Below are 12,652 nucleotides of genomic sequence, written 5' to 3'. Positions count from 1 at the left end.
TTTTTTGTTTCATATATGACACTTTTCTTTTCTCAATTTTAGCTCAAGTACAATTGAAAATAAAGAAAGCTAAAAAGGAGAAAAAATTATGACTATCTTTTTTAAAAATAAAGAATATCGCAAGTTTTCAATTGCCAGTATTTTATCCAGTGCTGGAGATATTTTATTCTATTTAGCGCTGATGACTTACGCTAGTCGGCTCAAAAACTATTCGCTGGCCTTATCATTAATTGCTATTTCGGAGTCAGTTCCCCGGCTGTTTTCCAGTGTTGGTGGCTATCTAGCTGACCGGACGCAGAACAAATTTCAAAAAATAGTCTGGATGGCCATGATCAGAGGTGCGCTTTATTTACTGGTTGGTTTTCTTTTTAGCCAGAATATTGCGGGTTGGAATCTGGTAATTATGGTGATTATCATCAACTTTATTTCTGATACGGCCGGAACTTATTCTGGCGGACTGACCACACCATTAATTATTAGTCTGGTTAAAAAGGATGAGATTGCTGAAGCTGAAGGTTTTACTAGCGGTGTTTCGCAAGTAATCACTTTGATTAGTCAGTTTGTTGGATCAGGACTTTTGTTATTCATGTCATATTCTGCGCTGGCTGTAATTAACGGTCTGACTTTCGTTGTGGCAGGGTTGATCTATTGCAATATTGCCAGGAGTAAACGAAAAAAGGGCATTTCAACTGTCACACAAGAAGTCGATGATCGTGGCTTTTGGTCCACCTTGGCCTTAGCATTAAAGCAAGTTAAAAAGGCTAGTGGCTTAATTACTACCTTACTGGTAATCGCCGTTTTAAACGGAGTTCTCAGCACGATAGAGCCCCTGATTTCTATTGTAATTGCGGGCAATCGTCAGGTGATGGTCATTGGAACCTATAGTTTTACAATTGCGTTAATCGGCGCTATGGCAGGAATCGGCGCTGCCTTAGGCAGCATTTTTGGTACTAATCTATTTAAAAATGTTAGCCTTTATATCATCATTATGTTTGCTTATATTGCTGGAGCAAGTGTCATAATTGCTATTTTAAGTAAACAAATTTGGTTCTGTTTAATAACTTATTGTATCCTAGGCTTCTTTGCAGGAACTGCTACTCCAAAATTAACCCAATGGATGGTAGGTGCAGTTGATCGTAAAATTTTGGCGTCCTCTGTTGGTCTGATTAATACGATTTTATTAATTGCCAGTCCCTTAATGACAACTGCTTTTACTACCTTATCGGCTGTGACAAGCGTCATCTATTCTCTTTGGGGTCTGTTTATCGTCAGTATTCTGCTCTTTGTAATTACCTTATTGGTGATGAGAAAATCCGCACAAAAAGCGCAATAAATAGCCATTTAGCTGGTAAACTTGCAGTTGCTTTTTGCCAGCATTTTTCTAAGCCAGATATAAAAAGCCACCAAGATAATGGTGTGAATCCCAAAATTAGAACACTTTATGGTTGTTAACTGAGAACTAATTGCCCTTATTTGATCGGAGTTAGTTCTTTTAGTTTGGTCTTAATTTGATAATTATGCCAAAGCTGATAGATTATAATTTTATCTTGTTTAGATAATTTAGACATAAAAAAGCCCCAAAAGTTGGATAATTTTTGAGGTTCAGCACAGTTTTTGTTTTTTAAAAAAATTGAACTTAAATTTTTCAAATTTTTTCATATTAGCTTCGTCTAATCTTACTTTGATATTACCTTTCATTCTCACAGTTGGATCTATTGCCCTAACATGCTGTAGTAAGGCTGCAGCATAGATTTCATCTAATAAATAAAGGTGATTTAACAAACTTTTCTGCTACTCTATATTTCTTTGGTGAAGATATAGGAACTATTAAAACCGTGTTAAAAAAAGGACCAATCATAGCTTCACAACATATCATTGAATTATCTACAGAAAGACTGCTTGGCTAATCTTTCTGAAAAACTACTTTTACAATTTTGAGTATCTTTTCCATATAGTCATCAGGTAGTTGCTCTAAATATTGAAATGATTGATTATGATAATCGATTGTAACTAGCTGATCTAGCATGACTACGCCTTTTGTTTGAGATGCAGCAGGTAATTCTTGATATAAGGGGTAGCGTCTTTTAGTAGTTGATATAGGAGCAAACACAGCAATATGAGCGTATTTTTCAACCCCTTTATAGCTTAAATATAAATAAGGTCGTTTGCCAGATTGTTCATGCCCCTGTTTAGGACTTAAATCCATTAATAGAATAGATCCTTGCTTAATTACCATTTTTCATTTCCTTTTCTCTCATCTGGTAACTTAATTTCGGTATCAAATTCTTCACCTGAATAATCTTTAAAAAGTTCTTCAAAAGTTAAATCAGGTGTATCATCTTGCTTTGACATTATTACTTTGTTGTCCTCAATTATAAAGTTTAACTGATCTCCTATAGTAGCGTTTAATGCTTGCAAGACTGCTTGGTTTAATCGGATGCCTTTAGAATTACCCCATTTAGATATAGTAGCCCGAATCATAATTTTCCCCCTATAAAAAAACAATGTATATCCTGAAATGTAATAAAATTATACAATGTTTATCTACGGAGATCAAGCAAAACAAAAAAGCATCCTGAACGAAATATGATGTGACCACCAAAATTAAGATACTTTATTAGTTGTAAGTTAGTTTTTATTTATTAGGACTTTTTCTCAAACTGAAAAAGATAATCAGAATAAAGTTAATCAGTAGAGTGAAGCCTGTAGTCCAGAAAACTGTAGCATAGTTGAACAGACCGGAAATGGTGGAACCCATAAGTGAACCAAACACAGAGCCAACTGCTTGGAAAGACTGATTGTAGCTAAAGATACGACCAAAACTTTCGGCCGGAGTGTTCAGTGTCAAAACAGTCTGTGCTGCCGGTAACATTGCAGCACTGGCAATTCCCAGCAGAAAACGCAATCCTGCCAGTACCCAAGGCGAATGAGTTAAGGCCATAGGTACGAAGAGAATCGCACCTACTATTAAACCTAGGCGTAATATTTTTAGTGGTCCAATTTCATCCATTTTGTGTCCGATTTTGGAAGCAGCCAGCAGCGTTCCGAGACCTGGAGTTGCGGCTACGATCCCCGCCACAAATGCGATGTTTTTGCTATTAGGCATCATTGATTTAACGTATAAAGAAACAATTGGATCAATTGACATATTGGCAGCCTGAACTAAGAGTGTGGTAAAGAACATGACCACAATTAATTTAACATTGGGTAGAGAGTGCATGATCTCTTTCATAGGCTTCATTTCTTCGCGGGAAATTGGGGTAAAGTTTTCATGAACTAAGAATGTCGACCCTAAGAAGACGAGCACCATCAAAAAGCCGGTGATGAAGAATGGAATCCGGTAGCCCCAGACGCCACCAAGCCAATTGCCGAAGAAATTTGACAAAACACCACCTAAAAGTGGTCCAACTAAGTTTCCTGCCGTACCGGCAGTCATCATTTGGCTCATTACCCAGCCACTTTTTCTGTGGGGAGTTTCTCCGGCGATGAGGGCGGTAGCATTGTTAATGTAGCCGGAAAAAGCACCCTGAATAAAACGCATGACAATTATGTAAATAGCATTAGGGGCAAAACCTGTAGCAGTAATAGTTAAAGCCATGACCCCAGATGCCCGCATGCACATTAATTTACGACCCTTGCGGTCAGCCAAGTTGCCCCAATAAGGTGAAACAATTGCCTGAGCAATAAATGTCATGGCAAATGCAAGACCGGAATACATACTAATCTGCAACTTGCTGTAGTGCCCCAGATCAGCGATAAATAGTGAGATAAAGGGCATTGTCATGGAATAGCCCATACCTGTGATAAAGCAGCCTAGCCATAAAGTGACAAAAGCTTTATGCCAGCCAGCCGGAAATTTTTCGGAAACTGTCAAAACGTCCTCGCTTTCTTTTTTAATGTTTTTCTAAAAAATATGATATCTTTTTTATTTTAGCACAATAAATTTGCTAAGAATTTGCTAAATAGATGATATTTTCATATTAAACATGTTAGGATATTATTTCTGAAAGGAAGGGTGTTGGTATGGGAAGAGATTCGCACTTAACTAGGCAGGAATACCGCCAAAAATCCCAGTCGCACACAAACAAGGTGCCAAAGGCAACGATTAGAGAAAATAATACTTCTCAAACTCGTGCTGACTATCGCCATTTAAAGTTAAATTTCTGGGATATATTTGCTGATCGACCATATGTTGCAGTGGCCATTGTTGTTTTGGCAATTTTCTTAGTTATGGCTAAACTCTGGTGGCTTCTTGCTGCACTGGCAATTGTGGTCGCAATTGGCATCTTTGTGATTGGCCGCAGTCATCATCCTAACCGTGTACTTAGCCTTGAATTTAAAATGAAGTCATCCCGGAAATTAAGCATGTTACGAGCTTTGCAATTTGGTGGCTCGATTATCATGTTTCTGGCCACTTATATGAAAAAAGTGGTAACAGTTAATTTTTCCACAGCTGGTTCGACTGATGGCTTGCAAGTCGTTCAGGGCATCCTGTCTAATCGTGGTGGCGTCTATGGTCAACAGGGATCATACTTCTTGAGTTTATTGAATACCCTAACTGGTGGACAGCTGTGGGGCAAATATCGTTATGCGGCTAACAGTGCGCAAATGATGAACAGTGGTGCAGGACGTTTGATTATTATGTGGGTTCTGCTCTTAATGATTGCACCAGCATTTTGCGTTTTAGCACAATTTTTTCGGGAACCATATTCGCGCAATACGGCTTTGGCTGCTTCAATCATTGCTACTGTCAGCTTTGTATTAACTCCTCGTTTATTGAGTAAGTGGATTGTAGAATACGCTGTCGAAAATCGTATGGCCAGTAGTCAAGCTCAGGCTGCTATTAGTGTCGGACCTATGGCCTATGTGGCAATGCTTTGCGCAATTTTAGTTTTAGTTATTTCAGTTTACCGGGTAATTAAAAAGGACAGATTCGTTTAAAAACCAGAAAAAGTTTTAAATCATAAACCAGCTTTTTGTGCTATAAGCTGGTTTTTTATTATTTTAAAAACTGCTTTGAAAAAGCAGTTTATTATATTTTGCATAGCAAATTTATTTTTACTTAATATTGTAAAAGTATAGGTTTGTCTTTAAAATTAAGTTAAACAGTAAATAATAAAATATCATCTGTTTAAAAATTTTTTTGACTTAAATTGTAAATAGGAGGGGATTATTTATGCTTAATGATATTGTTTTGATTTTGCTAATAGTTGATGCTATTTACTTAATATATCTAGTTTGCGTCAGATTAACACACAAAACACCGCAGAATTCTAAACTTATACAATTTTATCAGCACCAACATTTAAGGTGGACTAAAGTTAAGTACTTCTTCCTCGTAGTTCCTATTGTTTTATTTCTTCTACCATATGATAATAGCTGGAATAATTATGTAACATCCTTGTTTGTGCGCATTATTGGAATTGTTTTGTGGACGTTGATATTTGTGATTGGTGACTTTCTCGATGGGAAAATGTATCACTGGTTTTTCAAAAAATAATACGGATAAGTAAAAAAAACATAAGCACCTCAGGTTAAACCTGAGGTGCTTTTAAAGTGAAACTATTTTTATTATTTGAGTGACTAGAATTAAGCAACATTTTGATAAAAATTAACGCTTATCTAAAATTTGATATGCTTTAGATAGCAGGTTATCCAAGTCTTTATCACTAACATGTCCAACAATTTTACCATTTCGACCGGAAAAATCATAATTAGGCATTTGAAAAGTAACTACACTACCAGATATTCCACTGCTGATATCAGCAAGACGATAGTATAGACCACGATTATCTTTTTTAAGATCATGGGCAAGGAGCATACAGATAACGAATCTAGTTTTTTGATTATATGCATTATTTGATATAACTATCGCTGGTCTTTGAATATTGCTAGACTGAAAACTATGACCGTCTTCTTCTCGTCCTGCATGTGGTTCAGCATTTATCCGAATAATGTCTCTTGATTAGATGCTACATTTTCCTTACCAACCTGCATAGTATCAGGGTTACCTACTTGTTCAATTTCTTTTTTAAAACCAATATCGTCATATTCTCCATTAAACCACGGGTTAGAATCAATAGCCTTATAGATTAAAGTATCGTTATCTTCTTGTATCAATTCAAATCGTTGTCCAGGTTTAAATCCAGCCATACTCGGGACCGTGAGTGCTATAGAATTACCAACTTTTCTAGCAACAAAGTTACCCAGTTTCTTTTTCATTAATATTAGCTCCCTAATTTATGTTAGTACAAGTATACACCGCGCCCAAGGCGATTTCGATTTTAAGCAGCAATATAGTCTTAACAGCTATTTAGCATAAATAATAGAAGTCATAATCATATTTTCAATGCGATAAAGCCTTAAGACTAAAATATATAGACAAATCATGAGTCAAAAGCTTAATTATATGTCTAATATAATTTTTAAATAAAAGAGCCCCAAGTTATGACAACTTTTAAAGGCTCAGTACATATTGTGTTTATATTTATTATCTTTTTGCTCTGAAAAAGATAATTTCTCTTGCAGCAATGATCGGACCGGATGATTGATAGATAGTCAAATGCACTTTTTTTGCACGGACATCTCGCAGACCAACCACCTTGTTTTTCGTGTCAGCTTTCCACTGCAAGTGGTCTGCATAGGTAGTATATTGCTCGCCATCCGTTGAAACAGCAATTGAAACGACAAGAGGATCACCATTATGATCAATATTTCGTGGCACATAGACCATTCTGCTTAATTTCTCAACTTTTTCAAAAGTAAAGGTTAGTTCCAGTGGTTGTTCAGGTGAAATTGATTGATCCGTTTGCCATTCGCTTGCCAGTTTAAGATCAGTTAAATAAGACAGGGGATGATTTTCTTTGCTGGTATAGTTGCTAGTCACATCAATGTTTTCAATAGCATAATCTTTAGCAGCGTGCTTGGTAATAACGCCGAAAAGATCAGACCATTCAGAAACTTTATTTCCTATTACATACCGCATTCTAATGATATAGCGAGTATTGGGAGTTAATTCGTGAAAAGTGAAATTTTTGCCGGTAATGCCCACATAAAGAAGATTATTAACTTCTATCTGAACTGCACTTTCATGAGGCCAGGCAAGCTCGAACGAATGAGCTGAAATTTTACTTGAATCAACGGCCGGCAATTTAGGTGAAGGCAATACGCCACTGGTAATTTCATGTACTAAAACTTTCTTGCCATAATTAAAATTGTGCACTGTAATTTCTATTTTAGTTGTGGTAACGTCTCGACTTGCTAATTTTATTTGCAGGGCAGTTTGCGTGTTCTTGTGATATTGTTTAAATTCATCCAAGCCATAATTAGTATTGTAAAAAATGCCTTCACGAGCATGATTGAAAGCGTCAAGCGATCCGTATTCTTCCACTGGGACAACTTGATCGTTAATTTTAATAGTGATGCGATCAGGGTAAGAATCACACATAATAGTCATTTTAGTAGGCTGTTCAACATCTTGGCTTTCCCAGTTGCCTGCAACTGGTGGAATAGTTACCAGCAACGTTTCATTTTCAGTTTTATTGAAAATTTTTGTAGTGGAATTATTGGATTCAGCGGCTTGAGAGTTATCGTTGTAAATAGCTGTCTCACTTTGGTCCTGTGGGTAAAGCAGAAAATCACGATTGCCCCAGTCAAAAGTACTGCCTCCACGAACAAAGACTGGCAGGTGCCATAATGGAAAAGATAAATTGTTGTAGACCTTGCCACCGGCATATTTTTTACCTGTAAAAAGATCAATCCACATTGTCTTCTTCCCGGGTAAATACAGATTATCTTTGCGTGAATCTCCGTTTTCATCTTCGCGGCCATTAGTAATTGGTGCAATTAACAGATCGGAACCTAACATGAATTCATTTCCAAACTGTGCTGTGTAATTAGCCGGCTCGTCTGGAAAGTCGCTGAAAAGGGGACGCATGATTAAAGCACCATTTTCTGCCTGTTCATTTAGTGTATATAGGTAGTTAGTCAAATGCTGGCGTAATTTGAGGTAAGCCAAATTAATGTCGGTTATTTTCCTATTATAAGCAAACGGGTTTTTACTGAAGTTGCCCTGATCATCGAAGTTAAAGAGCAGTGGGGTAAAACATTTCCATTCAAAATCACGGACATTGATTTGTGCATTGCCACCGCCTTCTAGTCCATCAACCGCTGCACCAACTAAAGGTTGACCTGAAAGATTTGCTCCGAGCATACCAGCTACTTGTGTAGCAACATTGCCCCAGTTGCCGCCAACATCACCGAAGATCAGTGCGGCGTTTTTTTGCATGCCTGTACTGCCGCTATCAGCAAGCACTAGTGAACGCTTTGTTTGTGAATCACTTTGAAGCTGTGCTTTATCTTTAGTCGCTATTTCATTAGTAGTAAAAGTAAAAGCAGTTTTTTCCGGTAATTCAACTTCGCTTTGGTGCCAAAATCCGGGATGAACGTCTTGGTTTAACGCATATTCATTAAAGAAACTAAGAGCTTGTTGATTGTTGGCTTGAACACCATAATTGGGCACAAACCAGCTCAAAGGAAAATGCATGGCGTGATAGCGATCAATTAGTGCCCGCGCGGAAAACTGGTAGTTTTCTTCACCGTTAAGCGAAGCTTTGCCCGATGCGGCTTTTTCATCTTTTGTACGAGTATAATAATTATTGCCAATTTTACTGGCATTACGCTCTTTAGCCTGACTTGGCTGCCATAAGGTTGTACAGAAATTGCCGATATGACCCAGACCTAAGGCATATTTTGGCAATAACATCGGTTTGCCAGTCAAAGTATAGTAGCGCTGCAAAATTTCCTGAGGATTGGTGCCAAGAAGGTAAAATGCATCAAAGACTGCATCTTGGTGGGTGAGAACAGTGACTCCTCTCTTGGTTTTGCCAAAATCATAAGTTCCTGCTGCAGTAGTGTTTCTTAATTCGCCATAACCAGCATTCGACCAGAAAAAGGGAACAGGCATAATGACCCCGCCTTTACCGGTTATTTGATCATGCTTAATTGCGATTTTGTGTCCTCTGTGACTAAAGTAGCCATTTTGCAAGCCACCACCATAAAAAAATTCATTTTTATTTTCTGTTAAAAACTCACGGGTTTTGGTTGAACTAAGTTCAAGTGGCTGAGATTGGTGCATCCTGTTGTGGTGCAATGATTCATCAAAAATACTTATAACAGCTGGATTTTGCCCAAAAATAATTTGGTAATTGCCAGTATGAATAATTAAGGAATCATTGGTGGCTCTGACCTGCGACTTTGCAAAGGCAGAATTATCAAACTGGGTTAATTGAATAGTTTCCGTTCGATTTTCAGTAAAATTTTGCTCGGGATCAATTAAAAGACGAAAAATGCCGTCAGCTAAGACGTAAAAGTGCGCAATTTCGCCCGTAGCAAAATGTAATTCGTAATAGTGGTCACACTTGCTGGCACCAGTAAGTGCTCCTAGTTGATGTTGATTTGTTTGCGTATTTTGAATCATATTTCTTGTTTCCTAATTAGTTACCTATACCACTATTATAACTAAAAAATAAAAAGTTTCTGTACTATTTGAAATTGAACTGGTAAATACCAGTTGATTAAGCTAAAATTAAGCTATAAATACGAGTTTTATTTTAAAAAGAAAGGCAAAAATATTATGACTTATTATATTCATGCAGATAAATTCTTTCTTGAAAATGTGACAGAACAAGGTGGTTACCTAGAAGTTCAAGATGACGGCAAATTTGGCTTTTACTATACTGAAGATCAAAAACCTGAAGGCAAAATAGTAGACTATAAAGGCAAATGGATTGCACCAGGACTGGTTGACACGCATGTACACGGTTCACTAAAAGAAGACGTGATGAAAAGTGATTGGGCAGGAATCAACCGCCTGTCAGAAGGCTTTTTACGGTCCGGCGTTACCAGCTGGCTGCCAACGACTTATACTGCCGGTGCAGATACATTAAGCAAAATTTGCCAAATGTTTGGTGCTCATAAGGGTGAAGAAACTGGTGCGAAAATTCAAGGGTTGCATTTTGAAGGACCATACTTTACTGCAGAACATGCTGGTGCAGAAAACCCTAAATATTTGATTGATCCTGATATTAATCAATTTAATGAGTGGCGTGAAGAATCTAAAGGACTGCTAAATAAAATATCTCTTGCACCTGAAAGAAAAGGTGCCCGGGAATTTATCCGTGCTGTTGTCAATGAGGGCGTAGTTGTTTCTTTGGGACACTCCAGTGCTAACTTTGAGGAAGCTAAAGCCGGTGTTGAAGCTGGTGCAACCATGTTTACTCATACTTTTAACGGGATGCCTGATCCTTCACACCACGATACATCAATTTCCAACGCTGCGATGGCTCTGCATAATGTGACAGATGAGCTAATCTGTGACGGTCACCATGTTCAAAAAGAAATGGTGCGGGCATTGGTTCAGCTTAAAGGTGCTGAACACATTTGTTTAATCACAGATTGTATGGAAGCTGGCATGATGCCTGACGGTGACTATATGTTAGGTGAATTGCCTGTTTATGTTAAAGAGGGCATGGCTCGTTTGAAAGGTGGCAATAATTTAGCCGGCAGTATTTTGCAATTAAAGACTGCGGTCAAGAATGTTGTTGACTGGAACGTTGCTACTCCTGAAGAAGCTGTTATGATGGCTTCTTATGTTCCGGCTAAGAGTGCGCACGTACTCGATAAATGTGGTTCAATTGCACCTGATAAAGACGCCGATTTCTTAGTATTAAACCCTGACATGACTTTAAGTGAAACTTATTTAAATGGTGAGTCACGCTACCAGGAATAAAGCAGCTTATTAATTATTATATAGAATAAAAAGCCAATTCATTAACTTGAACTGGTTTTTTATTTGCACAATTTTTAATAAAAACTATATTTAATCACATATTATATACTATATGCTGTTAATATAAGCTTAATTTATTGCACTTTTTACATGCTGGTTATAGTCTAATCATATAGTACGTGCTAATAATAATTAAATAGACGGAGAGTGAAAAAATGGCTAAAACAGGACAAGATAGGTTGAATGACCCATTTTTGAATAAAGGGACTGCTTTTACAGAAGAGCAGCGAGAAAAGTATCAGCTGGCAGGGATGTTACCTCCTAAGGTGCAGTCATTAGAAGAGCAGGCGCGGGAAGTTTACCTGCAGTATCAGGAAAAATCAACTAATTTGGAAAAGCGCATTTTTTTGATGACCGTTTTTAATACTAATAGAGTACTGTTTTTTAAGGTCTTCAGTGAGCATGTTACCGAATTTATGCCGATTGTGTATGACCCGACGATAGCTGAAACTATCGAAAATTACAGTCATTTGTTTGTAAATCCACAATATGCCGCATTTTTGTCAATTAATGAACCTGATCAAATTGAAGATAGTTTGAAAAATGCAGCTGATGGCCGTGATATAAAACTAATAGTGGTTACTGACGGTGAAGAAATTTTAGGAATTGGTGACTGGGGTACACAGGGAGTTGACATTTCTGTTGGCAAGTTGATGGTTTATACTGCTGCAGCTGGTGTTGACCCGGCGTGTGTATTGCCAGTAGTGCTGGATGTTGGCACTAATAATGACAAATTACTTAATGATTCGCTCTACTTAGGCAACCATCAGCGTCGCGTAAATGGTGAACCATATTATCAATTTGTTGATCGCTTTGTGCAAGCTGTAGAAAAATTATTTCCGGGACTATATTTACATTTTGAAGATTTTGGTCGAGATAATGCTGATAATATTTTAAAACACTATCGTGATCATATTTTAACCTTTAATGATGATATTCAAGGTACCGGTGTCATTGTTTTGGCAGGTATCTTGGGAGCATTGAAGATTAGTGGTCAGAAATTAACAGATCAAAAGTATGTCTGTTTTGGTGCAGGAACAGCTGGCACAGGAATCGTGGAGCAAGTCTATGCCGAGATGCTGCAAGCAGGTTTACAACCTGATGAAGCACGCAAGCACTTTTACTTAGTTGACAAACAAGGTCTGCTCTTTGAAGACACCCCCGACTTAACACCAGCGCAGAAACCATTTGTTAGAAAACGCTCAGAATTCAGTAATGCTGACCAGCTTAAAGATTTAAAGAGTGTTGTACAAGCAGTTCATCCTGATATTTTAGTGGGAACTTCAACTCGTTCAGGTGCTTTCACTCAAGATATTGTGACGGAAATGGCAACCCATACCGAGCGGCCAATTATTTTCCCGTTGTCAAACCCAACTCAATTAGCGGAGGCAAAAGCAGAAGATTTAATTCATTGGACTAAAGGCAAGGCTTTAGTAGCTACTGGTATTCCTGCTGATCCAGTTGATTATGAGGGCACTAAGTATGAAATTGGACAAGCTAACAATGCTTTGGTCTACCCAGGACTTGGTCTTGGTGCTCTGGCAGTTAATGCTAAGATTTTAAGTGATGAAATGATTAGTGTAGCGGCCCACTCACTTGGCGGCATTGTTGATTCAAGTAAACCAGGCGCAGCAGTTTTGCCACCAGTTGAAAAACTAAATGTCTTTTCTCAAACTGTAGCAAAAGCTGTGGCTAACAAGGCAATTGCCGATCATCTTAACCAAAATGACTTTCAAGATGGTGACAAGGCAGTGGCTGCGCTTCGCTGGGCACCTGAATATAAAGATGAGCAGGAGTGAGAAT

The 12,652-nt window shown here is 37.8% G+C and carries 11 protein-coding genes; 5 read left to right on the top strand and 6 right to left on the bottom strand.

Annotated features, from left to right (window positions below):
* Positions 1–88: 88 nt before the first annotated feature.
* A complete protein-coding gene (locus DKL58_RS08610) occupies positions 89–1,333 on the top strand; it encodes an MFS transporter (RefSeq protein ID WP_109586828.1) in 1,245 nt (414 codons plus the stop codon).
* Positions 1,334–1,903: 570 nt separating this feature from the next.
* On the opposite strand, the gene DKL58_RS08600 is transcribed toward DKL58_RS08610, so the two are convergent.
* From DKL58_RS08600 to DKL58_RS08590, 3 genes are all read right to left on the bottom strand, one after another.
* The gene (locus tag DKL58_RS08600) at positions 1,904–2,236 is read right to left on the bottom strand and encodes a type II toxin-antitoxin system PemK/MazF family toxin (RefSeq protein ID WP_109586827.1); all 333 of its coding nucleotides are present in this window, start codon (positions 2,234–2,236) and stop codon (positions 1,904–1,906) included.
* Positions 2,230–2,481 (bottom strand): AbrB/MazE/SpoVT family DNA-binding domain-containing protein, encoded by a 252-nt coding sequence (locus tag DKL58_RS08595; protein ID WP_109586826.1) that lies wholly within the window; start codon positions 2,479–2,481, stop codon positions 2,230–2,232. The genes DKL58_RS08600 and DKL58_RS08595 overlap by 7 nt, the downstream gene beginning before the upstream one ends.
* A 154-nt stretch (positions 2,482–2,635) precedes the next feature.
* Positions 2,636–3,874: an MFS transporter gene (locus DKL58_RS08590; protein ID WP_046332720.1), complete on the bottom strand. Its 1,239-nt coding sequence runs from the start codon at positions 3,872–3,874 to the stop codon at positions 2,636–2,638.
* 149 nt (positions 3,875–4,023) lie between these two features.
* Here DKL58_RS08590 and DKL58_RS08585 point away from each other — a divergent pair, with 149 nt between their 5' ends.
* Positions 4,024–4,941 (top strand): cytochrome C5, encoded by a 918-nt coding sequence (locus tag DKL58_RS08585; RefSeq protein ID WP_109586825.1) that lies wholly within the window; start codon positions 4,024–4,026, stop codon positions 4,939–4,941.
* A gap of 235 nt (positions 4,942–5,176) precedes the next feature.
* Positions 5,177–5,500 carry a hypothetical protein gene (locus tag DKL58_RS08580; RefSeq protein WP_109586824.1) on the top strand — a complete coding sequence of 108 codons (324 nt, stop codon included), beginning with the start codon at positions 5,177–5,179 and terminating at the stop codon, positions 5,498–5,500.
* A gap of 111 nt (positions 5,501–5,611) precedes the next feature.
* Here DKL58_RS08580 and DKL58_RS08575 read toward each other — a convergent pair whose 3' ends face one another.
* From DKL58_RS08575 to DKL58_RS08565, 3 genes are all read right to left on the bottom strand, one after another.
* Positions 5,612–5,947 carry a type II toxin-antitoxin system PemK/MazF family toxin gene (locus DKL58_RS08575; protein WP_239386452.1) on the bottom strand — a complete coding sequence of 112 codons (336 nt, stop codon included), beginning with the start codon at positions 5,945–5,947 and terminating at the stop codon, positions 5,612–5,614.
* The gene (locus DKL58_RS08570) at positions 5,944–6,222 is read right to left on the bottom strand and encodes an AbrB/MazE/SpoVT family DNA-binding domain-containing protein (RefSeq protein WP_109586822.1); all 279 of its coding nucleotides are present in this window, start codon (positions 6,220–6,222) and stop codon (positions 5,944–5,946) included. The genes DKL58_RS08575 and DKL58_RS08570 overlap by 4 nt, the downstream gene beginning before the upstream one ends.
* Positions 6,223–6,490: 268 nt before the next feature.
* Entirely contained in the window at positions 6,491–9,478 is a 2,988-nt protein-coding gene (locus tag DKL58_RS08565; protein ID WP_109586821.1) for a TIM-barrel domain-containing protein, read from the bottom strand.
* Positions 9,479–9,634: 156 nt separating this feature from the next.
* Between DKL58_RS08565 and nagA the strand changes: the two genes are divergently transcribed.
* Together nagA and DKL58_RS08555 are read left to right on the top strand one after the other, a co-directional pair.
* Positions 9,635–10,789, top strand: a complete 1,155-nt coding sequence (gene nagA, locus DKL58_RS08560; RefSeq protein WP_109586820.1) for an N-acetylglucosamine-6-phosphate deacetylase — start codon at positions 9,635–9,637, stop codon at positions 10,787–10,789.
* A gap of 215 nt (positions 10,790–11,004) precedes the next feature.
* On the top strand, positions 11,005–12,648 hold the full coding sequence (locus DKL58_RS08555) for a malolactic enzyme (RefSeq protein ID WP_109586819.1): 1,644 nt from the start codon (positions 11,005–11,007) through the stop codon (positions 12,646–12,648).
* The last annotated feature ends 4 nt before the right edge of the window (positions 12,649–12,652 follow it).

The organism is Lactobacillus kullabergensis (genome assembly GCF_003151025.1).
GTDB lineage: Bacteria > Bacillota > Bacilli > Lactobacillales > Lactobacillaceae > Lactobacillus > Lactobacillus kullabergensis.
The sequence above is the reverse complement of the archived record's forward strand: the minus strand, read 5'-3'. Positions and strand labels throughout refer to the sequence as shown.